Consider the following 22871-nt stretch of genomic DNA (forward strand, 5'->3'; position numbering starts at 1 on the left):
ATTATCAATAATATTTAATGAGATGAGTGCATTAAATATTATTTATTTACGCTGCGCTGCATTAATTCGGGATGACCAGGATGGCACATAAAAACCCAATTTTTTATTTGGCTAATAATTCATTAATTAAAAAAATCGCGGCCTTTTTTATAGTAGGGGTGCAGCTATTTTCTTTATTTTTAATTAGCTTTCCGACAGGCGCTGCTCCTGAAAAAGCGGAGAAAGCCACGATATTCAAGGGGCAGGATTTTCTGACGCCTCTGCCACTCACAGACGCCGCGCCAAACAGGGAAGAGAAACAGGCGACTGAAGAAAAAATCGGCGAGGTTTTCAGCGGCCTTGCGCCACAAATGCAAAGCAGCGGGTTGACGGGCGCGGCGAAAAACCAGGGTCAGGCGCTGCTTGACGGCGCCGTTTCGCAGCAGTTGGAGACTTGGCTTACCCAGCACGGCGGGCAAGCCAATGTCAGCGTTGAGGCCGGATTAGGCAACACGGCCTGGAATTACCGTTTCGATACTTTTTACCCGTGGCTCGAAAGCGAAAACACCACGCTGTTTTCCCAAATGAGCGCCCGCCGCTGGAACGCGCGAAATATTGTCAATTTCGGCGCAGGCTATCGAAAAAATATGACGCAAAATCTGATGCTGGGCGGCAATCTGTTTCTGGATATGGATGCCACCCGCAATCATCACCGTATCGGCGCGGGTTTCGAAGTCTGGAGCGAACGCCTGCGAACTTCATTGAACTACTACCATCCGTTAAGCGGTTGGAAAAAATCGGCAGATGACCTTTTCAACGACGATACTCACCGCTTTCAACTCTACGAACGCGCGGCAAAAGGCTGGGATCTCAACCTCGAAACCCAATTGGGTCGGCACGCTTCGGCCCAGGCCAAAATTTTCCGGTGGTACGGCGATAAAGTGGATGTACTGGGCACCCGAAACGAAGCTTCGCGCGATCCTTTTGGTCTGACGCTGGGTGTGAACTGGCAGCCTATCTCCCTGCTGGGGCTTAACGTCAATCACAGCCACATCAGCAATCAGAAAGGAGAATGGAACGCCGGAATGCAAGTCAGCTGGGATTTCGGCCGCAACTTTGCCCAGCAAATTGACCCGATGCAGGCGCGTGCGCTGTCGTCGCTTATTCATTCCCGACACGAGTTTGTCACCCGCAACCCTAATATCGTGTTGTCCTATCAGCAAAAGGACAAGACGCAGCGCATTTATTTCGACCCTGCCTCGGCGGCGGTCAAGGCGCTGGGTGCCGGGTATGTCAACGCGGTGAAAGGCGGCAATGGCGGTTATATCGCCTATGCCTCGAGCAATCCGCTGCTGGCCGACGTCGATACGGAAAGCGGCATGGTAAAACCGTTGAGGCGCGGCAACGTACAGATTTCCGCCTATGAGTATCCGCTCTCTGCCTCGCAGGTTCCTCTCGGTTCGGCACGTTACAACCTCGAAATTCTGCCTGCCGATGTCGCGCCTGGTGCCCGCCATGTGCGTATTACGGGGGAGATCAACGTCGGCGGCGTCCTCCACGGCGAATATACCTATCTGAATAACGAAGGCGCAGACGAGCATCCCGAAGGGTCTGACGTCAGCTGGTATCGCAGCAGCGACATGACGACACCTATCGGGCATTTTTCCGATTACACCCTAACGCGTGACTCTCTGGATGACGGCCTGGTATTTCGCGTGATCCCGGTCAATGCGGACGGGCTCAGGGGCGAAGCCGTGCAGGCCGAAGTAAAAGCGCCTGTTGTCAGGTTACAGGCGTTGACGCTGACCCCTGTCAACGGCATCTTTCAGCAGGAAAACAACTTCAAATTCAAACGCGGCACGGCGGGCATCGTCGAGGCGAAGGTGCGGGTTCTCGACAGCCACGGCGATCCGGTGAGTGAGCGCAAGGTGTTCTGGCATGAAAAATCCGCCGAACTTGGCGTGTTGAGCCAGTCGGCCTCCATGACAGACAGCCAGGGTTATACGTCCGTGCTGTATAACAATATTCAGAAAGAGGGCACGGCAACCCTGCGGGCGAGCCTCGATATCTTGGCGCGTGGCAGAACGGCGCTTTCTGACAGGCAGGGCGAACGTCAGCTTGATAAAACCTTTAACGCCGTCTTTGGACAGCCGAAATCGATACGCTTTACCACGCCGCCAACCGAGGCAGTGGTTGGCGCAGGCAAGGCATTGTTTAGCGCAAAAATAACGGATGAAGACGGTCAGGGCGTGGCGGGCAGTGTGGTGTGGAACACCGGTACGCGCGAGATTGCAGAATCGGAAACCGATCGCCACGGCGTCGCAACCTATGCTTTCGAGATTCCTGCCACCGTCGGTCAATCCGAAAGCTGGACGCTGACCGCCCGCATAAAAGGCACCACCCTGACCGACAACGTTACCGTTAAACTGCTACGCAAAAGCTCGCCCCCAATACAGGCTCCCGACGACATTGTGCGCCAGTTTTCCCCCGGAAATCCTGAGTTGGTCTTTGCGGTAAGAGGGGGCAATGGCAGCGCGCTGCGGTTTAGCTCCGACAATGAAAATACGGCGACAGTCGCTTCTCGTGGTCAGGGCGGGGTGCTCACCCTGCTGGCGGGGGGCGCGCCACGATTACCCTCACCCAGCTCGCAACAGAAGAGTTTACTGCTCCCGAACCCGCGACCTTTGCCGTTACTCTCCATGCCGCCAGCGGACAGGCGCTGGAACAACTGCCCGACCGCACCGTGGTGTGGGGCGACGTGCCTCAAAAGGTTTCACCCAAAGGCGGCAACGGCGGTGTCTTGAGTTATTCGTCGAGTGATCCAAAGCGTATCGCCATTGAGGCGAAAACAGGGCAGATGCACTGGCTACAACCTGGCTCTCCCGTCACCATCACCGTCAATGAGGCGGCCAGCCCCAACTTTCAGCCACAAAGTATGCGTTTTAACATCACCCTGCTTAAAAAAGCCGCCGACAGACTGATTGCGCCCGCCGATATCGCGGTGGTATGGCAGTCGGCACCGCAGCACGTCACGGTTGATGGCGGCAACGGCGGCACGCTGACTTTTGTTTCCAATCATCCCGACATTGTCGTTGCGAACGATGACGGCACGCTGCGCTTTGGTCAGGCCGGCGAGGCGGTGATTACCGTGTCGCAGGCCGAAACCGAGTTTTTACAGGCGCCGGCTGCGGTGACCTTTAACGTCAAGGTCACGCGCGCATCGGGTCGTCCGCTCGACAGACTCCCGCCACTGATTGTAACGCTGGGGGACGTACCGCAGCAGCCAACACCGACCGGCGGCAACGGCGGAAAGCTGGTGTTTGGCTCGAATGCGCCCGCGATTGTCAGCGTCGAGCAACAGACCGGTCTGCTCGCCTATCATGCCGCAGGCACCGCCCTTATCACGGTGACCGAACCGGAACACGACAACACCCTGACCCAGCAAATTTCCTATTCCGTTCAGGTGAAAAAAGGTAAAGGTCAGCCATTGGGCGGATTACCGGAAAAATTGCGGGTGGCTATCACCGATAATCCACAAAGCCCGACGCCCACTTCGAGTAATGGCGGCAAAATAAGCTACGCCTCAAGCGATCAAACCATTGTCGGAGTTGACGCGACCCAGGGATCGTTAAGTTATCTCAAGGTCGGCGGGCCGGTCACGATTAGCGTGCTCGAGGCGGAATCTGCCAATTTCATCGCGCAAAAAGCCTACTACAGCGTCACGGTAACGGCGGGACCGGTTTATCGGCTGACGTTATTCGCCGATGAAACCCAACCCGTCGCCGACGGCAAAGAGCGGATAACGATAAGCGCGATAGCCAAAGACGTCATGGGCAATCCAGTCAGCCAGCAGGAAATCCGCTGGTCTTCGCCACACGTCGAGTTTGGCAGTACGACCTCCATAACCGATATCTACGGCAAAGCCGATGTGACGCTGACCTCGACTGCGGGCGGTACCCAGCTTGTGACCGCTTCGGCGGGCGAAATACACAGCAGCAAGGCGCTGGTGTTTAAAGGCGTGCCAGCTGTCCGCCAGCTTGAAATCGCGGGCACCCTTCTTGAAGGCTCCACGCTCGAGGCGCGCTATGACTATGTCGAGGCCACGGGCAAACCCGAAGCGGTGAGTCGATACGTATGGCAGCGCTGGCGTAATGGACATGCCCAGACCGTCGACAGGCAGACCGCCAAAAATTATCTTCTTGGCAAAAGCGACATTGGCGCTACCCTGACGGTCACCGTCACGCCGCGTAGTAGCGAAGGTGTCTACGGCGTGCCCATAACTTCGGCACCCACACCGCTAATCATTGGGCTGCCCGACGTGGCGGAGGTCGTTATCAGCGGTGAACAGGTTGAAGAGTCGCTGCTGACGGCACACTATCGATTCATAGAAAATGGTTCCGGAAAAGAGAGCGGATCGCAGATTCGCTGGATGAGAAAAGTGGGCGAAGTCAGTACCGAAATACTTCACTCTACCGCGCGCACTTACCGCCTCACCGAAAAAGATATCAATGCGCAAATCTGGGTAGAAATTACGCCGAGAAATACTGCAGGCTATATCGGGCAACGGCAAAAGGCTGCGCCAACGGCCCGAATTATCGGCTTGCCCGTCGCGCGTGATCTCAAAATCGACGGAACGGGCAAGGTAGGGAAACGCTGTCGCTAACCTATACCTATCTCGAACAGGGCGGCGGTCTTGAGAGCGGTACGCAGATAAAATGGTACACGCTCGGCGACAGCCAATCGGCAGTTGGGGAAGGCGTCTCTTATACGGTTAAAAGCAGCGATATGCGCCGACGTCTTTATGCCGAAGTGACGCCGATGAGCCGCCGCGGTATCAAGGGACACCGCGTGAAATCGGCAAGTATCACGATTTTGACCACGCCCGAGGCGGGTCAGGTGCAGATACAGAAAAGCGAGTTACGGGTTGGCGAGCGAGTTACGGCCCGTTACGTGTTCAGAGCAAACGGCGGTCCGGCAGAATCCGGCACCACGTTCCAGTGGATGCGACACCTGAAAGGCGACACCCAGCCAATCCCGGGCGCCACGCAGAAAATCTATATCCTGAAATATGAGGATCTCGACGCGGAGTTAAGCGTTGCCGTCACGCCACGCAATACGGAAAACATTGAAGGAGAAACAGAACGCTCGGGCAGGGTGGGCTTCGTCAAAGGTGCCATCGCGACCTCGATGACGCTGGATAAAACTCGCCAGGAGTTGCTGGTGGGCGACAAGGGCGCGCCTAAAACGCTGACGGTGACAATCAAGGATAAATACCTCAATCCGGTGGTGGGCGAAACCCTTAATTGGAACGCGCTGGACCATGCCGTCATTCTTCAGGGGGAGAGGCGAAAACCAATGCACACGGAAAAGTCACCGTGACGCTGATGCCGCCCGAAAAATATGTCCAACGTGAAGAAACGTTGATTGTCGGGTCAACCTCAAACCCTGATCTGAATGAAGTGGCAATGATTGTGTTCGCGGATACCGTTCCTACGGTGCTTTCTCATCAGTTTGTCGGCGAGTTCAAGGTCGGAAATCGGGTCGGCATAAATGTCGAATTCAGCGATACCGTTTCGCGACAATACGCTGCCCACTATCAATGGAAACTGGATGGTCAGCCATTGCATGGCGAAACCGGACAATTTATGGAGATCAACAACCCCGCCTACGCAGGCCGAACCCTCAATGTAGACATCACGGCCGTAAATAAATACGTCGCTGACCTGCGCGGTGAAACGCGGCGCTTTACCGCACCCTCTGCGGTGACTATCGAACTGCACTATGATGTGGTGCAACTTCGCTACGACTATGCCATGTTCCCTGCACTTTTTTATGTCTATGCCATTGATGTGAAAGTTGAAGATCAATACGGTCGTGCGCCGAAGGAGAGGGTGAACGTATGCTTTAGAGCTAAAACCGGTGAAGATGGGGCGTCGGGCGTTTACTACAGCGCAACCACAGGAAACAATTCTGGCTATGCCTCTATCGAACACAAGGGACCCATTGCGGGCAACGTGAATATCCGCGCCATCGTCTGTGACAAGTATCTGACGACCGATAAACCGTTCTTCGATGACGGCCGGAAACAGGTAATGGATTCCAGCGCCAAAAACGTCTGGATCTACTGGCGCTAAGCGCGTGCCATCACCCAGGTCGGCAGTCCGGTGCCTGGGTGATGCGTGTCGGCAATCACCACAAACCCCTCTTTGCGATAGAAAGCCACGGCTCGCAGATTCTGCTGATAAACCTCCAGCAGCAGCTTGCCGTAGCGGCTTCGAGCCTGCGCCATCAGTTGCTGCGCAACGCCTTGACCATAAAAGGGGGCATCGACAAAAAGCGCCCCGACAAACTGCTGATTGATAACGCTGATAAACCCCGCTATCTCTTTTCTGCTCGCAGGACAGGCAACCCAGGTAACGGCCTGCGGTAAAAGGACTCTCTGACCATCGATGCGCTTTCATACCAGTAACTTTCATCGATAAAAGGGTGCGCCGCGAGCGTACTGCGCAGCCAAAGCAGCATGATGGGGTCGAGATCGGCGTCGTCTGAACGACGGATCACGCAGCGGGCATGTTGGGGTAGCATTGGCAGTAAGTCTGATGATCGTTCACCATGCCGCTGGCCTGCATAAAGGCATAACAGATGGTTGAACCGATAAACTTGAAGCCGCGTTTTTTCAGCGCTTTGGACAGGGCATCGGAGACGTCGGTTTTGGCGGGCACATCGCCCGGACCTTCAGGATGATTGATAACGGATTGGTGTTCGACAAACTGCCAGACAAAGTGCGAAAAATCTTCACCGCCTGCCTGCATGGCCAACCAGGCTCTTGCGTTGGTAATAATGGCTTCGATTTTACCACGATGGCGAATTATGCCGCTTTCGAGCACCAGCGTATCGACGTCGTGCTCGGTCATATCCGCTATTTTTTCGGGCACAAACTGGTGAAAACAGCGACGATAATTTTCGCGTTTCTTGAGCACCGTAATCCATGAAAGCCCGGCCTGCTGACCTTCGAGACACAGTAGTTCAAACAATGCTCGTCCGTCTTTGACCGGCACGCCCCACTCGGTATCGTGATAATCGATGTACAGCGGATCGCCGGAAACCCAGTTGCAGCGCATCATCTTTTCTCTTCAGGTGGTTGAATGAATGAACCCTATCTTAACCCTACCCTGAAGGCCTGCAAGCCCTGCGTTGATAACTTGCGAGGCTTGCTGGAACCCTGAGAAAAAATGGCGTGTCGCTATGGACGCGCGGGTGTGACCTCAATACCGTGTTTACCAAAGAACTGATACAGGCTGTCGGAGGCCGTCTGGGTGAGCACCAAAATCTCGATACGCCGATTCTCTGCGGCGTTGGGCTGGTCGGGCTTTAGCAGCAACTTGTCGGCCATCGCGCTGACCTGCAAGACTTTATCTTCACCCAGCCCGTTTGCCAGCAAGGTTTGCTGTGCAATGACCGCGCGGTCGCTTGAGAGTTTCCAGTTGCTGTACCGGGTTTGACTCTGATATTGCGTGCTGTCGGTATGGCCGGTAATAACAATCTTGTTGTTGAGCTGATTCAGGGTGGGGGCGATTTTTTTCAGCAAATCTTTGAAGAAAGGTCCGATCTGCGCACTGCTGCGCGGAAACATTTCGCGGTGCCTGTCATCTCGAATCGTGATACGCAGTCCCTGCGGCACAATATCGATTTGCAGATTCGCCTGAGCATGGTTTTCGGAAGTAATTTTCAAAATGGCGCGCGAAAGCTCGTCCATGTCGGCCTTCGAGCGCTCAAGAATGCTGTCGACCGGGGCAATGGGCTGATTGTTAACCATCCCGATATCAATCATTGCGTTATGCGCATCGTTGTCGAAAACACTTTCGCCTTGCCCTTCCAGCATCGAAGCATTGTTCAGGGTCATGACTATCTGCTGGCGGTCTTTCTGCGAGATAGACGCTGCAATCCACAGCACGATAAACAATGACATCAAGGCCAGCGTAAAGTCGGCAAAGGCGACTTTCCAGGCCCCGGTATGCGGCCTGAAATGCGAACGCGCCGCGTGGCGCTTGATAATCGTGGTGTGAGTAAATTTGCCGCTTTCCCTCATTTCAGCGGTTCCGCCATGTCGGAAACCCACGCGTCGAGTTTGGCAAAGGTTGGTTTACAGTCCAGCGGCAGCATTTTGCGGCCCGCATCCACGGCCAGCAGATTGGGTTTTCCGGCCAGATGATTCACCAGAACCATGCGCACACATTCAAAAAAGGCGATGGTTTTCTTGGTGCGCTGCTCCATGGCATTGGCCATCGGATCCATAAAGCAGTAACACAGGAATACGCCCAGAAACGTCCCGACCAGCGCGGCAGCGACCTTTATGCCGACCAGAATGATTGAACCATCAATCGATTGCATGGTGATAATGATGCCCAGAACAGCGGCACAAATACCAAAGCCCGGCATGGCCTCACCCGTTCTTTGCAGCGATCGGGAGGGCGTCAGGAGTTCATCTTCAACCGCAATCAACTCCTGCTCAAGGATCCCTTCAAGTTCGTGCTGATTGATTTTCCCCATCGCCATCAGACGAAAATTATCGGAAATAAAGGTCACCAGCGCTTCCTGCTCCAGAATTAAGGGGTATTTTCTAAAGAGTGAACTGTCAGCGGGTATTTCAATATGCTCGTCAAGCATTTTAAGGCCGCCAATCTGTACCAGTTCGAGTAATTCATAGAGCAGCATTAATAACTGCTTTTGAAACTCGACGGTGTATTCGTTTTTTCTGATAACCCCGCGCATCTGGCGGCCAATTTCTCTCAATACATAGCGAGAATTGGCAAGCACCATCGCGCCGATGCCGCTGCCCAGAATAATGATGATTTCACCAGGTTGCCAAAAGGAAATAAGATGGCCGCCAGACAGAATAAATCCTCCCGTGACACACAGCATAATGATGAGAATACCGATGATTTTTTGCATGTTTAGTTCTCGTTGTTATAGAAAAGCTTTATTTTTTCAGTGATTTTTTTATTAAGCTGACAGACACGGGCTTCCGTCAGCTCGAGGGTCAGGGCAATTTCTTTCAAACTCATGTCGTGCTGGTAATACAGCGACAAAATGATCTGTTCGCGTTTGTCGAGGGTGGCAAGCGCATGTTTCATGCTGTCTTGCAGAATAAATTTCTCTTCCAGCCCTCTGCTTTGCAGCGTGTCCGTGGGGGTGCCCAGAGAAAGAAGTTCATCCAGACTCTGCATCTCGCGGGCGCTGTCCAGCAGCAAATATTGCTGATATTCCTGCGCAGTCAGATCAAGCTGCGTCGTTATTTCATGGGCCGTTGGCTCGCGGCCAAGCTGACGCGCCAAGGCTCGGACGGCATCGTTGAGTTTGTGCGTTTTTTGCCGCAACCGGCGGGGCCGCCAGTCGTTTTCGCGCAACTCATCCAGAATGGCACCCCGGATTCTTAATTTTGCATAGCTGCCGAATTGCCCGTCGGGGCGACCATAACGCCTGATGGCCTCCAGTAACCCCATCAAGGCGATTTGTTCTATGTCCTGAATATCCAGCGCGCAACTGGCCTGTAAAGCCAATTGCCTGACGATTTTTTTGACCAGCGGCAAATAGGCGAGAAACGGCGTCGCTCTCTTCTTTTTCGGTTAATGTAGAGGCGGGCGTTGTTTCCATAATGTTAATATCATTGGAAGACGATTTTACTGATAATGACATTTTCAAACGGCACCTGAATATTCATCGTCTGTAAATCGCGTTGATAGGCTTCCATTAATCGTCTGCGTAACTCGGGGATCGGTAAATTATGAATTTCCTGAAAGTCTGCGTTGGACAATAAATTTACGGTCGAGCTTCTGACGGCCGGTAAATCTTCCATCGTCAACGTCTTGTTTTTCGGCGTGGTGGTCGACAGCGCCAGCTCGAGTAATACGTAGCGCTCACGTCCTTCATAATTTTTTAAATTAATAACGATATTTTTAACTTCGACGAAACTGGTTTTATAGGGCGTATCGCGATTAAAGAACAAGGGCGCTGCCTTGGCATTATTGTTGTCATTCAGTAAATATCTTTGGGAGAAGATCAACATTATGGCGACCAGAGCGGCCGTCAATAATGAAAACAGCACCCCCAAAATAAACTCTTCGTTTTCATGATGGACTCTTAAATTGTCAGCAAGATACTGCCGTCGGAATCGGAGGTAGGATTTTCGTCGTCCAGCGCGCGGGCAATCACAATGTTTTCTGCCTGCGCGTGGGGTTTCTTCTGCGAATGCTGCTGTTGCATCGGTGGCTGCTGCTGGGAGGAAACCTGAACCTCCACCTGAACATTATGCTGGAGCAGATTCTGTCTCAATTCGTTGCTGGTCTGCTGCAAGGCGCGGTACACATCCTGCTGTCCGGCATTGATCTGCACACTCAATTTTCCGGCTTCGAAATGCAGGGAGATATCGATTTTTCCCATCTCTGCCGGATAAAGCTTGATGGAGGCGTGCTGAACATGATTATCAATCTGGAGTTTGAGCCGTTCGCCCAGCGCGTTTCCCAGCTGTTGCGCCAGCGACTCGCCGTTGCCGTGCAGTGTCAGCCGCACGTCTGCCGTCGGCGCAGGTATGGAATCTGCGGCGGACGTCGGCAAAAGAGGTGACGTCGAGCCAACGGCGTTCAACGCCTCGCCCCACGGCGCGTGTACCCCTTCAGACTCGCCCGCACGCGGCTTGGCGGGCAAAGGGAGGTCAGGCAGTGAAGCCAGAACCGGCACGCAGGAGGAGGCTTTCGGCTGCATTGCCGCCGGAGGGACATCGGCTTGCACACCGCTCTCGTTTTTCGACAAAGGCAGCGCGACAAGACCCGGAGATAAAACGATTGGGCGAGGGGCAACGGCTGCGTCAACCTGAACCGGCGCAACAACGAAAGCGGCGGCGGGCTGCACAACGGGAAGAGACGTGGGCAGTAGCAGGGCATCCAGCCACTGCTGGTTAACCCCTTCTCCATGCGGCGTTTTTTTGTCGCCCTCGTCGAGCGGCGCTTGCTGTCTGTCGTCTTTGACCACCGGCAGCGTCGGAGCATTTTTCCGGGGCGCTGCGCCCGTGGCGGCCAGCAGTTGCACAATAAAGGGCAGCGTATCTGCGGGCGTTTCAGCGGTTGGCGCGAGCGGAACGGGCAGAATAGCGGATGGGATCGGCGTAGGCAGGCCGGACGTGATGCTGATTGCCGTCATGTTATCCCTCCTTGTGCGCTGACACGCTGGCGTAGGCGTCAGTGCCTTCGTGGTAGGCGCAGTGCATTTTCAGCGCGGCATCGAGTTGCCGACTGTGACTGCGACAGCGCGCCAGCAGCGCCTCGAAAGCCTGCCGCAATGGCAGCAACGCCTGTTTGATGTCAGCGGCTGGCGGCAATGCGTTGATCCGCGCTATCAAGTTTTCGACATCGCGATTGACCTGCTCGAGCGCCTCGGGACTGTCCTCTGCGCTCATCTGTTGCAGTACCTGCGTCAGAATCCGGATAGCGTTGACTTCATCCATCGTGGCGGTCCATGGCATGCCAGCCCTGACGAATGTTTTCCAGAATGGCGATAACCTCATCAAGCCCGTCGACGTCGAGCGTATGGCTGACGTCGTAAAGCCGATACACGCTGTAGTCATAAAGGCCCGCCAGATTGAGCACCAACTCGCCGCCTTTTTCATAGTCCAGCGAACTGGTGAGGCCGTTGAGAATATCGATACACTTGTTGATGCTCTGCCCTTTGCGCTCGTAGCGTTTCGCCACGATATGACTGCGCGCGCGCATCAGTTCGTCCATCAGCCCGTCGAACAGCATCAGCACCAGTTGGTGCGGCGTGGCGGCGGCGGCCCGCATCGCGACAATCGATTCCTGATAAAGCGTGGTGCCCTCGTGCGCATTACCGTACATACAGCCTCCTTGAATGCATTCCTGTTAGCCGAGCAGGCCCAGCGAGGAGAGCGTCTGATTCATTTTGCTCATCGTGGCCTGTAGACGGGAGTATTGAGCCAGGTAGCGGTCGTAGGTGTCCTGATAACGTTTATCGTTGGACTCCTTGCTTTTTGTCAGCTCGAGCTGGTCACGATCGATACTGTCCTGACGACGCTTGAAAGAGCCGGTTGCCTTGCTCAAATAGGGGTCCAATGACTTGTCCAGCTTCTTGATTAGGCCGTCTTTGCCGTTGAAAAGCGCCGTTAACGCTTTGGGATCTTTTCTCAGGATGCTGTCCAGCTTTTCGCTGTCGATCACCAAATGGCCGGTTTTATCCGCCGTAATCCCGAAGTCGGTAATGTTTTTGCCGCCTATCGAACTGCGCAGCAGATTTTTCAGATTTCGGTCGATGGAAACAATGTCGGCGTCGCTTGCGAAAATGCCGCGCTGCGCGGTCTTGGAACCGATAACGGTGGTGGCATTGAGGGAATCATCCAGCTTGTTGTAGGCATCCACGAACTTTTGCACCTGATCGCGGGACGATTTTGCATCCGTATCAATCTTGATATTCAGCGGTGCGCCGTTGGTTGTGATTTTATCGAGTTCAACCGTGACGCCATCGATCACATTTTCAATGGTGTTGCTGCTGCTTGAGCCGTGCTTGCCGTTAAAGGTGTATTTGGCGTCTTTGGCCACCTGAAGCCATGTGTAGGAGGCGCCTGCGGGCAGCCCGGACAGCGAAAGGGAATTTTCGACGCCGGTATGGTCGGTGCTTATCATCAACGACACCTGACCGTTCATTCTCACCAGTGAAGCCGTAATGGCTGGCGAATCTTTCGCGCCGCTGTTGATCGCTTTTTGTACATCGGCCAGCGAATTCATTTTCGACATGTCGATAGCCAGTTTCTGCTTGCCTACCGTCAGCACCATTGTGCCCTGCGCCTTTTTGACCGCGGCATCGTCGAGATGGGTAAGTTCGGCCTGACTTCTGCTGGCAAGCTGAACGATTTCAATGTCATAACTGCCTTTTACTGCCGTCGAATTGGCGGTAACGGTGGCGACGTGCTCTTCGCTGCGGGTCACCTGATTTCTCAGAAGACCGTCGTTTTTATGGTCCAGCGCACTCAGCGAGGTACGAAAACGGTTCATTTCGGTCGACAGGGCGGTAAGCGATTTTTGCTGCGCGTCGAGCGTTTTTCCCTGTCTGGCGACTCTGTCGTCGAGCGATTTCACGGCGGCGGCGGCCATGGTGGTGGCAATCTTTGTCGGATCGATACTGCTTGCGTCAAACATGATGATTCTCCTGGCTTATGCACACACGCGTTAGGATTAGCAATCCGCGTGCCAGCTATTAATTGCAATAAAAACATAGAGATAAATTACATCGCGGAAGCGGGGTTCCGCTTTCGGCTCCTTCGGCGGAAGGGATGGCGACAGACAAAAACACCGCCCGCAGGCGGTGTGGCGGCTCGCGAAGGGGATTAACCCTGTAGCAGCGCGGAAACCATCTGTGACATGCTGTTTGACTGTTTCAACATGGTCATACTGGTCTGCGACAGCATCTGCTGGCGGGTCATGTTCGAGGCTTCGGTGGAGTAATCGACGTCGCGGATATTGCCCAGCGCCTGACGGGTATTGTCCTGCATGGTGGTGATGTTGGCATCGGTGTGGCTCAGACGGTTGATGGAGGCGCCCAGTTTGGAGCGGATACCGCCCACTTTTTCCATCGCCTTAGACAGTTCGGTCATCGCTTCCTGAGACGGTTTCACGAAATCACCCACAACCGCCGCGCTCGTCGCGGTGGCAGGAACGGCACCATCGCCCACATTCAGAGTTAATTTATCGAATCCGTCCATCGCGGTTTGCAGGGTTTTGAGATCGTCACTGATATTGACGTTAAGCGTTTCCCCGGTGCTGTCGCCAATCTGGAAGTTCATACCGGCTTTATCGGCGAATTTACCTGCGGCTACGGGATCTTTACCGGCAACAGCTACAACAGCGGGCACGCCCGAGACCGTTACTTTGCCTGATCCATCTCTGACCTCTGCTATAGCTGAAGCGCCTTTAACGGCGTGAACACCTGCTTTTTCCGTAGTCATCAGCTTTTCGCCACCAAAGCTGGTGTTACTCATGATATTTTTCAGCTCACCGTTCAGCTGGGTAAACTCGGCGTGCAGCGCATCGTGATCCGTCTGCGAAGCCGTGCCGTTGGCAGATTCGGTCGCCAGGTCTTTCATACGGCCCATGATGCTGGTGAGTTCGTTAAAGCCGCCTTCTGCGGTTTGCAGCAACGAGGTCGCATTGCTGATATTTTTTCGCGCAACGGTCATACCATCCACCTGGCTTTGCAGGCGGCTGGCAATCTGCATACCGGCTGCATCATCTGCTGCGGTATTGATGCGCTTGCCGGTGCCCAGACGTTGCATGGATGTGTTCAGCAGCGCATTGGAACGGTTCAACGCGTTGTTGGCGGTCATTGCAGAAGCATTGGTAAAAATTGATAAACCCATGATGTAAATCCCCTGTTGAAGGCTATCGATTAGCCTTCTTGTTTTGGTATCTGGATAAAACGACACAGGGGACGAAAAAATTAAATGCGGTGACGATTAAATGCAAAAAAGGCGGAGAGAGGCGGTCAGGCAGGCGCGACCTTAGCCGCGCAGCAAGTTTTTAACGGTGGTAGGGCGAGCGTTGGCCTGCCCGTTCAACGCCTGCGACAGCGTGGAAAAATGCGCGGCCGCCTCGGCCAGACGGTTGCCCAGTCGAGAAGAAGCCAGAAGCGCCGACCCTTGATCCTTAAACGTCTCCATGCCGTTGAGGGTAGAGCGGATCTGCTCCCTGTTCAGGGCAAGCTGTTCCCGCTGCCCGCTGATATGTTCCAGAGCCTGATGCAGCGTCTTCAGTTGCGCCCGAGCCTGCTGCGGATGAGCTATCAGCGGTTTCAGGCTGTCTTGCAAGGTGGCGTCCGGCACGGGATCAAGCGCCGTAAACCGTTCGGCGGTAAAGCGTTTTCCCTCGCCGCGCACGGCCAAACGATCGCGAACGCGCGGCCAGCTCTCTTCACTCACCGAAAAGGTGACGGCGTGCTGCGTATCGCCATGCGTGGCGATGCCCAACCGACCCAGACATTGACGCATCGGGCGTAAACGCTGCTGTGGCTCGCCCTCGGCGGGTAAAGTGCACGCCGCCATATCCTGCCCCTCATTCGAAAGAGAAAAGATAAGGGTTTCTGCCTGCGGGTTGTTCAGCAGAGTTTCGGCCGCCGCCAGTCGAAAACCGACCTGCGGCGGCGCGGTAAGCGTGACTCGCAATGCGCGGTCCACGCTATGACCCGACAGCGCGGGACGGTTGTCCAGCAGCCTCGTCAACTGCTGCGCCTGCCGGATGATTTCCGGCGACGTACCGTGATTGATGGTGTGGCGCAGGGTGACAATGCCACTTTCCGCGCGGCCAAGGAAATCATCGGCCTGCTGCACGGCGGTGACCTGGCGATTGAATTCCACGTTGTAACGCAGCGGTCGGCTGGAGATAAGCAGCGGATCGGGAAAATCCAGCCCCTGAATCCTGTGCGCCGTGTCCGTGCCTTGTACGGCGGTTGCCGCGTTGACGGAGCGGCGTTGAGGCGGCGTCGGCGCAAGGCTGGACGCTTTATGGCGAGTGATTCCAACCTGCATCGTTTAGTCCATGTAATTAAAGAGAGAAAGCTGACTTATCTTCATGTAGGTCATTTCGCTGGCCTGAATCGACATTTTATACAGGTTGATATCGCCGTTGGCCTGCACGCTGTCGGTATTGACCAGATCTTCGATAGCGAGTTTGCCGAACCGTGGCGATATCGGTGTGCGCATCGTCGAGTTGCGTCAGGCGGTTCTGGCGAATCCCCAGGTCAGTGAGCTTGCCGCCCAGATTCTTGGCGCACTGATCCACAAGCACGATTTGTGCGTTGATATCGCTCAGACAGCCCGACACCGTTTGTTTGGGCAATTTCATTTTCTGGCTAAGAGCCGCCAACGTATTCAGCACATCGAGAGTGCTGCCGCTTTTGGAAAACGCGTCGCCCATCAGCGTGTTTTCGGCGATGTTGATGCCGTTCGCCACGGTGCTGACGCGCTGTTCCTCATTGCCGTTGTAGTAATAACGCCCCGTTTGGGGGTCCAGAATCACCGCCTGATGATCGGTCATCGTGCCTGCGAACATGGCGTGGCCGTCTTCATTTTTCTGATTCAGCGAGGCGACAATGGCCTCGATTTTCCCGTCGATGGTCTGTGAAAGGCTTTTGAGATCGACGGTGGAATTGGTGCTGTTGGCGGCACTCACCAGATCGCCGTGAATCAGGTCGGTTTGCGACAAAATGGCGCTGACCTGCGTCTCCTGCTGTGAGAAGCTGGTGGAAATGCGTTTGATATTGCTCTGATACTGGCTGATTTCGCGGCTTTCGCGCTGAAGATTGATGAGCTGCGCGCTGACAATAGGGTCATCCGAGGGCTGATTGATTTTCCTGCCGGACGAGACCTGTTCCTGCAAATTATAAATGGCGTTGCCGCTCCTCTCGAGCGACTGATTCATAAGCGAGGGAAGATACAGACTGCTGACTCTCATATTGATTCCTTAAAAAGGCGATTAAAACAGGGCCAGCAGTTCGCTGAATATTTTATCGCCGGTGGCGATAACCTTTAGATTGGCCTGATATTCGTTTTTATCCGACTGTAAATTAATGGCTTCTTCTTCCGAATTGACGGCGCTGAGGTTGTCGCGCCGCGTCTGCGCCTGCTGGAAGAGATCATTGGCGGCCAGCGCTTCACTTTTATTTTGTCGGCTGGTCATGCCGATGACGTTTATCATGGCGGTGCAACGGTCGCCGAGCGTGACTGGCGAACTGCCGCCGACGCTGAACTTGCGGTTTTTGATGTCGATGAGCGCCAGCAGATTTCCGCCATTGCCGCTCACGCCCTGTTTGTCCGAGAGCGCCAGATCGGCAGGCGGCAGCGCCGTCACTTTCAGCATTTCCACCGCACTTTTGGCGTCGAACACAAACAGCGGTTTACCGGCTTTACCGTTCAGGTCGAAGCCTTTCGCCAGCTGATCGTTCACCTGTTTCGTCAGACTTTCCGCCATGCCGTTCACCTCGCTGCGCATCTGGCTCAAGGTGTTGTTTTCATAATCGTTCATGGCGCCGAGCTTGCCGCCACATGCCATGTTTATCACGTTTTTTACCTGACAGAACTCCAGCGCCAGTCCCTGTGATCCGTTGGGCCTGTCCTCGACCGACAGCGTGCCGACGTTTTTGCCGCTGACCAGCGTTTCCCCGTTGTTCAGACTGACGGTATAGCTCCCCTTGCTGTCTTCCTGCACATTCACGTCCATGAAGTTGCTGAGCTGTTTGACCAGTTCGTCGCGCTGGTCGCGCATCACGTTGGCATTGTCGCCATTGACGACCAATGCAGAAATCTTGTCGTTGTAGCTGGCGATATTTTTAGTGAGGGTATTCACGGTTTGAACGGTGTCCCGGCGTTCGCTGTGAATATTGCGCCGCTGGTCCTGAATAAAACGGTTAACGTTGTTGAAACGCGTCGCCATCGCCTGTGCTTCACCGACAATAGCCTGTCGATTGGCCGGATTATCAGGCTGCGTCGTTGCGCCATTCAGGGTGGCAAAAAACTTGTCGACGCCTTCGGCCAGACCGGTATTGCTGTTGCCGAGAATTTTTTCCAGCGGCGACAGATAAACATCGTCCTTTTTGCAGTACTCGCTTTTGCTGTTGCTGCCCCAAAGCTGGCGGGTCAGGAATGAGTCGGCAATGCGCCTGAGACGGTCAATCTGCACGCCGCCGCCTGCGCTGTTGCTCTCGCCGGAAGGCCCAATGGCGCTCTGGTCTGCCTGCTGACGGCTGTAACCGGGCGTTTTGAGGTTCGCCAGGTTCATCGCGCTGGCGTTCATTCTGGCTCTGGCCGCCTGCGCGCCGGAACTTGCGGTATTGATAATGTCCATGAACGGTCCTTTTTCTCTGTTGCATCGGCCACACGCGCGAATGGCGAGCTGGCGCTTCCTTGGGTTCTCAGCGACATCTATGGCCGAAAACTTAAGTGTCCGGCGTCGATGGCGCGGCTTTCCCCAGCTGTTTGACCAGCAGTTCGGCCATGCCGCTGCAATGCTGCGCCGCGAGCGTCTGCGACAGCCTGTCGTCATAAAAATCCCGCAGCATGCGCTGCTGCTTGCTGTTGAACGGGTCGTCATCACCGACCAGCGCGTCGGAAGCCTTGCGCATCTGCCGGGTCATCGAGCGCAGAAACAGAGCCTCGAACTGTTCCGAGGCCTGGGCAAGAGTCTGCGGTTTGGGCGTGCCGCCGATGTCGCCCGGAATGTAGCTGCGTGCGGTGTTTATGGCATCGATCATCGTTAGCTCCTTAAATCACGAGTAATTCGGCATCGAGCGCGCCCGCTTCATGCAGCGCCTGCAGGATAGCCATCATGTCGTCGGGTGACGCGCCGAGGCTGTTGAGGGTATCGACGATGCTGCGCAGACGGGTTGCCGAGTGAACGATCATCATCTGCCCCTGTCCCTGACGCGCCGAAATCGTACTCTGCGGCGTCGTGACCGTTTTGCCGTTGCCAAATGGATTGGGTTGACTCACCTGTTTGTTTTCACTGATATTCACCGACAGATTGCCGTGCGACACGGCGGCGGCGTGCACCACGACCCCTTCGCCGATAACTACCGTGCCGGTGCGGGCATTGAATACCACCCGTGGCCGCACGCTGCCGGGCGTCACCGGCACATCTTCCAGCAGCGACATAAAGGCCACGCGCGCGCCGGGATCGTTGGGCGCATTGACTATCACATTGGTCGCGCTCTGTGCCGTGGCCGTTTTACTGCCAAATGCCTGATTCAGCGCGATCGCCACATTGTTGGCGGTCTTGAAACTCGGGCTCTTCAAATTAAGGGTCACGGTTTGGCTGGTTTGAAAATCGCTGGCTATCTCGCGTTCGACCGATCCGCCGTTGGGCACCAACCCGACCGTCGGCGTATTGACGGTGATACTCGAGCCGCTATCGCCTTCGGCCTTGAAACCGCCGACCACCACGTTGCCCTGTGCCAGCGCATAGATTTCGCCGTCCGCGCCGCGCAACTGCGTGAGCAGCAAGGTTCCGCCGCGCAGGCTTCTGGCATCGCCAATCGAGGAAACGGTGACATCGATCGACTGCCCGCGGGCATACATCGACGGCAGCGTGGCGCTTATTGCCACGGCGGCGACGTTTTTGACTTTGGGGTCCATCTTCGGCGGCAGCTGCACGCCAAACTGGCGCAACATGTTCATCATCGACTGGCTGGTGAATTTGACCTGATTTTTATCGCCGGTTCCGGCAAGGCCGACCACCAGACTGTAGCCAACCAGCTGATTGCCACGCACGCCCTGCACATCGACCAGCGATCCGAGTGTCTGTCCCAGCGCGGCAGGCGCAGCCAGCCATAACCCGATTACGAGCAGAAAGAGCCGTTTCATGAGAATGCTCCGTAATTAAAGAGGGAAGAAAGGGTGGTTGAACAGGCGCATCAGCCAGCCCGCCGAGTTGGCGTCACTCAGCGCACCTCGCCCTGAATACGAGATACGCGCATTGGCGATGCGCTGCGAGGACACCGAATTGTCATGCTCGATATCTTCTTCGCGAACCAGCCCCGAGACGCGCATGTATTCATCGCCCTGATTGAGCGTCAGCCATTTTTCGCCTCGAATAACCAGCACGCCGTTGGGCAACACCTGATGCACCGCCACGGTAATCGCGCCACGCAGCATGTTTTGCTGCTCCGAACCGGCGTTGCCGTTGAATTTTCGACTGGCCGACAGCGAGCCGCCAAGCTTGTCCAGCGAGCGGCCGAAAATCTCGGGAATGCCGATGGAAGCGTCATTTTTCTTGCCGAAATGGGTGTTGGCCTGCTTGCTCGACTGGGTGGATTCATCCAGTTTTACCGTCAGGATATCGCCCACGCGGTAAGTGCGGCGGTCCTGAGTGAGCGAGCCGTCGCTGTCGCGCTGAAACAGCCCGCCTCCGCTGACGGGCTGGCGGGCCTGCACCAGATTTTCGGGCGGTGCAAAGGCGGCGTCATCTTTATGCACCATCATGCCCGTGCTTTCGCAGCCGCTTAACAGCAGCACCATCAGGCCGCCTATCAATGATTTTTTCATAGCTTCTTATTGTCTGGCGCGGCGTGACCGACACGCAGAAAACGCCGCGTGGATTGCACATTTACAGCGTTTGGGTGGCAAATTTCAGCATGTCGCCAGCCGCTGAAACCATCTTGGCGTTCATCTCGTAGGCGCGCTGAACGGTTATCATGTCCACCATCTCCTCCACCACCTGCACGTTGGAGCCTTCAAGCGATCCCTGTTCGAGCTGGCCGAACGACTCTTCGCCCGGTACGCCTTCAACCGCCTCGCCGCTGGCGGCGGTCTCTTTGTAGAGATTGGACCCCAGCGCCTCCAGACCGCCGGGATTCACGAAATTCACCAGCGTAATCTGGCCGACTTCAACCGGATCGGTTTCGCCTCCCACGCTGGCGGTGACGGTGCCGTCCTTGCCAATGTGCAGCGCTTTGGTGTTGGCAGGAATTTCGATGCGCGGGATGACGGGCAACCCTTCCGCCGTCACCAGTGTGCCGTCCGGCCCCGACTGGAAATTACCGGCGCGGGTGTAGGCCACATCGCCCTCGGTGTTTTCAATCTGGAAAAATCCCTGGCCCGAAATGGCCACGTCGAGATCGCCCTTGGTGACCTGATTGGCACCTTGCGTGAACTGTTTCTGCGTGCCGACCACTTTTACACCGGTGCCAAACTGAATGCCGGAGGGTGCAATGTGGGCCTGATCCAGCTGACCGCCGGGCGCGCGCTGATTCTGGTAGAACAGATCCTGAAAAATCACCCGATCGCGCTTGAAACCGTTGGTATTCACGTTGGCGAGATTGTTGGAAATGGCGCTCATTTTGGCATCTTGAGCCGCCAGCCCGGTTTTACTGATCCATAACGCAGGATTCATGACTGTAGTCCCGTAAAGTGTTTAAAAATCAACTGTTGCGCAGCAACCGGTTCCCCACCTGCGCCAGATCTTCGGCCACTTTCATCATCTTTATCTGGGCTTCGAACTGACGGGTGAGGGCGATGCTGGCGGTCATTTCGCTGATTGCCGAGACATTGCTGCCTTCAAGATGCTGCGCCTCGACGCGAACCGCTTCGCTGCGCGGTGTTGTGCGCTGCGGCGCAATCAGCAATCCCTGCGGATTTTTGGTCAGGTTTCTGGCGGGAATATCGACCAGCTTGATGCGGTCAATCTCCTGCGGCGTTCTGATATCACCGCTGGCCGGAATAATGGAAATCGTGCCGTCGTCTCCGATGGCGACCTGCTTGTAGGGCGGCAGGATGACGGGGCCGCTGTCGCCCAGAACCGCCAATCCGCCTATCGTGAGCTGGCCGCCGTCATTGATGTTCATCAGCCCGTTGCGGGTATAGACCTCGCCCCTCGGGCCTTGCAGCGCGATAAGGCCCTGCCCGCGAAGCGCGATATCCAGACTGCGTCCCGTGACTTCCGACTGGCCTTGCGTCATGTCGACGCCCGCGTTTTTTCCTGCACCAGATAGCGGGTGTTATAGCCTTCACCCGCGATACGCTGTGCCTGCGCGCTTTCCAGATCGGCGCGAAACCCCTGCGTGTTCACATTGCCAAGGTTATTGGCGTGGATAATCTGCTGATTGAGGCTGCGGGTTGCGCCGCTGACGGCGGTATAGAGTAAATGGTCCATTACATGGCCTGGAACAGCGCATTCATCATGCTGCTGTCGGTGCTTATCACTTTGGTATTCGCCTGATAGTCGCGCTGTGAATTCATCAGGCTCATCAGTTCGCCGGTGAGGTCGACATTGGAATCTTCCACCATCGAGGATTTAATCTTGCCGTAAAGACCCGCGCCCGGCGTGCCGGTCAGCATCTCGCCCGATTGCAGCGTCTGTTTCCAGGTGGTGTTGTTTTGAGGCGACAGGCCGTCCGGATTTTTGAAGTTGGCCATCACTATCTGGCCCTGCAACAGGCGTTCGCCGTTGTTGTAGGTCGCATAAACCGAGCCGTCTTCATCGATTTTCTGCCCCGTCTGCTTGCCGGACTTGTAGCCGTCGGTTTTGTTCAGCGATACGTCGGAGAGATCTTTAAATTGCGTGGTGCCGCTGTAGTCGACCGTGAGTTTGATATCGTCGGTTCCGGCCGCAGGTTTGACGATAGTGACCACCGGCGGCGTGGCGGGGCCTATCATTTTTCCGCTGTTGTCGAAGGTGAGACGCGCGGGCGTGCTGGTTACCGATTTGCCGTCGGTGGCGTAATACACATCCCAGCTGTTCACCCCGTTCTTGACGAAATACTGGTTGAGCTGATGCTCTCCGCCCTGTGAATCATAAACCTGGCTGGTGGTCTGATAGCTGTAGGTCGTGCTGTCTTTGATATCGAATTTTTTACTGATATCCGGCATGTCGCTTTTCAGGTTGGCGACCAGATTCAGCGTGGTAGAGGCTTTCGCCGGGATACCGCCATTGGCAATCTTCAGGTCGGTGAGGTTGCCCGCCTGCAAGACGCCCTTGTCGTCAACGCCGTGGCCCTGTAGCCGCATGCCGTTGTTGTTCAGATAGCCGCTGCCGTCGCAGTCGAAAGTCCCGGCGCGGGTGACCAGGTTTTCACCGGCGCTGTTGCGCACAATGAAAAAGCCGGTGCCGTCGATGGCCATATTCAGCTCTCTGTCGGAGCTGAGTAAATTTCCCCGATGGCTGATGCTTTGCGCAATGCCGGTCACGCCGACGCCGAGTGGCTGCTCGCCCGCGTACAGCGCGGCAAACTGCGTATGGCCGGATTTGAAGCCCACGGTGTGGGCATTGGCAATGTTGTTGCTGACGGTGTTCATTTGCTGGGTCACGGCGTCCAGACCCGAGTTTGCGATACTAAAGCTCACAATC

The 22871-nt window shown here is 55.4% G+C and carries 23 protein-coding genes and 2 pseudogenes; 4 read left to right on the forward strand and 21 right to left on the reverse strand.

The annotated features are described in order from the left end of the window. Positions 1–158: 158 nt before the first annotated feature. The 4 genes from O1V66_RS17475 (at position 159) to O1V66_RS17490 (ending at position 6113) form a co-directional block, all read left to right on the forward strand. A complete protein-coding gene (locus tag O1V66_RS17475; RefSeq protein WP_269127926.1) occupies positions 159–2783 on the forward strand; it encodes an inverse autotransporter beta domain-containing protein in 2625 nt (874 codons plus the stop codon). Next, positions 2738–4642, forward strand: a complete 1905-nt coding sequence (locus O1V66_RS17480) for an Ig-like domain-containing protein (RefSeq protein WP_269127927.1) — start codon at positions 2738–2740, stop codon at positions 4640–4642. Before O1V66_RS17475 ends, O1V66_RS17480 begins: the two co-directional genes overlap by 46 nt. Positions 4643–4764: 122 nt before the next feature. Further along, positions 4765–5358: a hypothetical protein gene (locus tag O1V66_RS17485; protein ID WP_269127928.1), complete on the forward strand. Its 594-nt coding sequence runs from the start codon at positions 4765–4767 to the stop codon at positions 5356–5358. Then, a complete protein-coding gene (locus O1V66_RS17490; RefSeq protein WP_269127929.1) occupies positions 5355–6113 on the forward strand; it encodes a hypothetical protein in 759 nt (252 codons plus the stop codon). Before O1V66_RS17485 ends, O1V66_RS17490 begins: the two co-directional genes overlap by 4 nt. Here the strand turns inward: O1V66_RS17490 and O1V66_RS17495 are convergent. From O1V66_RS17495 to flgE, 21 genes and pseudogenes are all read right to left on the reverse strand, one after another. Next, positions 6110–6430 carry a GNAT family N-acetyltransferase gene (locus tag O1V66_RS17495; protein WP_330873495.1) on the reverse strand — a complete coding sequence of 107 codons (321 nt, stop codon included), beginning with the start codon at positions 6428–6430 and terminating at the stop codon, positions 6110–6112. The two genes, O1V66_RS17490 and O1V66_RS17495, sit on opposite strands and share 4 nt — an antisense overlap. Then, the gene (locus O1V66_RS21805; RefSeq protein ID WP_330873420.1) at positions 6358–6540 is read right to left on the reverse strand and encodes a GNAT family protein; all 183 of its coding nucleotides are present in this window, start codon (positions 6538–6540) and stop codon (positions 6358–6360) included. The genes O1V66_RS17495 and O1V66_RS21805 overlap by 73 nt, the downstream gene beginning before the upstream one ends. After that, positions 6537–7103, reverse strand: a complete 567-nt coding sequence (locus tag O1V66_RS17500; protein ID WP_045048854.1) for a DNA-3-methyladenine glycosylase I — start codon at positions 7101–7103, stop codon at positions 6537–6539. Before O1V66_RS17500 ends, O1V66_RS21805 begins: the two co-directional genes overlap by 4 nt. Before the next feature lie 119 nt (positions 7104–7222). After that, on the reverse strand, positions 7223–8068 hold the full coding sequence (locus O1V66_RS17505) for a flagellar motor protein MotB (RefSeq protein ID WP_045048853.1): 846 nt from the start codon (positions 8066–8068) through the stop codon (positions 7223–7225). Then, the gene (motA, locus tag O1V66_RS17510; RefSeq protein WP_045048852.1) at positions 8065–8931 is read right to left on the reverse strand and encodes a flagellar motor stator protein MotA; all 867 of its coding nucleotides are present in this window, start codon (positions 8929–8931) and stop codon (positions 8065–8067) included. The genes O1V66_RS17505 and motA overlap by 4 nt, the downstream gene beginning before the upstream one ends. Before the next feature lie 2 nt (positions 8932–8933). After that, positions 8934–9642, reverse strand: a pseudogene (locus tag O1V66_RS17515) (FliA/WhiG family RNA polymerase sigma factor). A gap of 1 nt (position 9643) precedes the next feature. Beyond that, entirely contained in the window at positions 9644–10045 is a 402-nt protein-coding gene (locus O1V66_RS17520; RefSeq protein ID WP_269127930.1) for a flagellar basal body-associated FliL family protein, read from the reverse strand. Positions 10046–10119: 74 nt separating this feature from the next. Further along, positions 10120–11175: a flagellar hook-length control protein FliK gene (locus O1V66_RS17525; RefSeq protein ID WP_052673445.1), complete on the reverse strand. Its 1056-nt coding sequence runs from the start codon at positions 11173–11175 to the stop codon at positions 10120–10122. 1 nt (position 11176) lies between these two features. After that, on the reverse strand, positions 11177–11479 hold the full coding sequence (locus O1V66_RS17530; protein WP_045048849.1) for a hypothetical protein: 303 nt from the start codon (positions 11477–11479) through the stop codon (positions 11177–11179). Beyond that, complete coding sequence (gene fliS / locus O1V66_RS17535) at positions 11472–11867, reverse strand: flagellar export chaperone FliS (protein ID WP_045048848.1); 396 nt, start codon at positions 11865–11867, stop codon at positions 11472–11474. Before fliS ends, O1V66_RS17530 begins: the two co-directional genes overlap by 8 nt. A gap of 24 nt (positions 11868–11891) precedes the next feature. Further along, positions 11892–13181, reverse strand: a complete 1290-nt coding sequence (gene fliD, locus O1V66_RS17540; RefSeq protein ID WP_045048847.1) for a flagellar filament capping protein FliD — start codon at positions 13179–13181, stop codon at positions 11892–11894. Between the two features lie 188 nt (positions 13182–13369). Continuing rightward, positions 13370–14398, reverse strand: coding sequence for a flagellin N-terminal helical domain-containing protein (locus O1V66_RS17545; RefSeq protein ID WP_045048846.1), 1029 nt, complete (start codon positions 14396–14398; stop codon positions 13370–13372). A 141-nt stretch (positions 14399–14539) separates the two neighbouring features. Next, complete coding sequence (locus O1V66_RS17550; protein ID WP_045048845.1) at positions 14540–15562, reverse strand: hypothetical protein; 1023 nt, start codon at positions 15560–15562, stop codon at positions 14540–14542. A gap of 76 nt (positions 15563–15638) precedes the next feature. Then, entirely contained in the window at positions 15639–16487 is an 849-nt protein-coding gene (flgL, locus tag O1V66_RS17555) for a flagellar hook-associated protein FlgL (RefSeq protein WP_269127931.1), read from the reverse strand. Between the two features lie 21 nt (positions 16488–16508). After that, positions 16509–17876, reverse strand: a complete 1368-nt coding sequence (flgK, locus tag O1V66_RS17560; RefSeq protein ID WP_045048843.1) for a flagellar hook-associated protein FlgK — start codon at positions 17874–17876, stop codon at positions 16509–16511. A 91-nt stretch (positions 17877–17967) separates the two neighbouring features. Continuing rightward, on the reverse strand, positions 17968–18282 hold the full coding sequence (locus tag O1V66_RS17565) for a rod-binding protein (protein ID WP_045048842.1): 315 nt from the start codon (positions 18280–18282) through the stop codon (positions 17968–17970). A 10-nt stretch (positions 18283–18292) separates the two neighbouring features. Continuing rightward, positions 18293–19390: a flagellar basal body P-ring protein FlgI gene (locus O1V66_RS17570; protein WP_045048841.1), complete on the reverse strand. Its 1098-nt coding sequence runs from the start codon at positions 19388–19390 to the stop codon at positions 18293–18295. Between the two features lie 15 nt (positions 19391–19405). Further along, a complete protein-coding gene (gene flgH, locus O1V66_RS17575; RefSeq protein WP_045048840.1) occupies positions 19406–20071 on the reverse strand; it encodes a flagellar basal body L-ring protein FlgH in 666 nt (221 codons plus the stop codon). A gap of 61 nt (positions 20072–20132) precedes the next feature. Continuing rightward, positions 20133–20918, reverse strand: coding sequence for a flagellar basal-body rod protein FlgG (gene flgG, locus O1V66_RS17580; RefSeq protein ID WP_045048839.1), 786 nt, complete (start codon positions 20916–20918; stop codon positions 20133–20135). A 28-nt stretch (positions 20919–20946) separates the two neighbouring features. Beyond that, a pseudogene (locus tag O1V66_RS17585) lies at positions 20947–21677 on the reverse strand (flagellar basal body rod protein FlgF). Beyond that, positions 21677–22867 (reverse strand): flagellar hook protein FlgE, encoded by a 1191-nt coding sequence (flgE, locus tag O1V66_RS17590; RefSeq protein WP_045048837.1) that lies wholly within the window; start codon positions 22865–22867, stop codon positions 21677–21679. The pseudogene O1V66_RS17585 and the gene flgE overlap by 1 nt, the downstream one beginning before the upstream one ends. Between the last annotated feature and the right edge of the window lie 4 nt (positions 22868–22871).

Source organism: Rouxiella chamberiensis (genome assembly GCF_026967475.1).
Taxonomy (GTDB): Bacteria; Pseudomonadota; Gammaproteobacteria; order Enterobacterales; family Enterobacteriaceae; genus Rouxiella; species Rouxiella chamberiensis.

Excerpts from the sequence above, each read along its gene's own strand:
- O1V66_RS17530 (WP_045048849.1), bottom strand. The coding sequence starts at position 11,479 with ATGGATGAAGTCAACGCTATCCGGATTCTGACGCAGGTACTGCAACAG.
- motA (WP_045048852.1), bottom strand. The coding sequence starts at position 8,931 with ATGCAAAAAATCATCGGTATTCTCATCATTATGCTGTGTGTCACGGGA.
- flgK (WP_045048843.1), bottom strand. The coding sequence starts at position 17,876 with ATGGACATTATCAATACCGCAAGTTCCGGCGCGCAGGCGGCCAGAGCC.
- O1V66_RS17485 (WP_269127928.1), top strand. The coding sequence starts at position 4,765 with ATGCGCCGACGTCTTTATGCCGAAGTGACGCCGATGAGCCGCCGCGGT.
- flgH (WP_045048840.1), bottom strand. The coding sequence starts at position 20,071 with ATGAAAAAATCATTGATAGGCGGCCTGATGGTGCTGCTGTTAAGCGGC.
- fliD (WP_045048847.1), bottom strand. The coding sequence starts at position 13,181 with ATGTTTGACGCAAGCAGTATCGATCCGACAAAGATTGCCACCACCATG.
- O1V66_RS17500 (WP_045048854.1), bottom strand. The coding sequence starts at position 7,103 with ATGATGCGCTGCAACTGGGTTTCCGGCGATCCGCTGTACATCGATTAT.
- O1V66_RS17545 (WP_045048846.1), bottom strand. The coding sequence starts at position 14,398 with ATGGGTTTATCAATTTTTACCAATGCTTCTGCAATGACCGCCAACAAC.
- O1V66_RS17525 (WP_052673445.1), bottom strand. The coding sequence starts at position 11,175 with ATGACGGCAATCAGCATCACGTCCGGCCTGCCTACGCCGATCCCATCC.
- O1V66_RS17550 (WP_045048845.1), bottom strand. The coding sequence starts at position 15,562 with ATGCAGGTTGGAATCACTCGCCATAAAGCGTCCAGCCTTGCGCCGACG.
- O1V66_RS17570 (WP_045048841.1), bottom strand. The coding sequence starts at position 19,390 with ATGAAACGGCTCTTTCTGCTCGTAATCGGGTTATGGCTGGCTGCGCCT.
- O1V66_RS17565 (WP_045048842.1), bottom strand. The coding sequence starts at position 18,282 with ATGATCGATGCCATAAACACCGCACGCAGCTACATTCCGGGCGACATC.
- flgL (WP_269127931.1), bottom strand. The coding sequence starts at position 16,487 with ATGAGAGTCAGCAGTCTGTATCTTCCCTCGCTTATGAATCAGTCGCTC.
- fliS (WP_045048848.1), bottom strand. The coding sequence starts at position 11,867 with ATGTACGGTAATGCGCACGAGGGCACCACGCTTTATCAGGAATCGATT.
- flgG (WP_045048839.1), bottom strand. The coding sequence starts at position 20,918 with ATGAATCCTGCGTTATGGATCAGTAAAACCGGGCTGGCGGCTCAAGAT.
- O1V66_RS17505 (WP_045048853.1), bottom strand. The coding sequence starts at position 8,068 with ATGAGGGAAAGCGGCAAATTTACTCACACCACGATTATCAAGCGCCAC.
- O1V66_RS17520 (WP_269127930.1), bottom strand. The coding sequence starts at position 10,045 with ATGTTGATCTTCTCCCAAAGATATTTACTGAATGACAACAATAATGCC.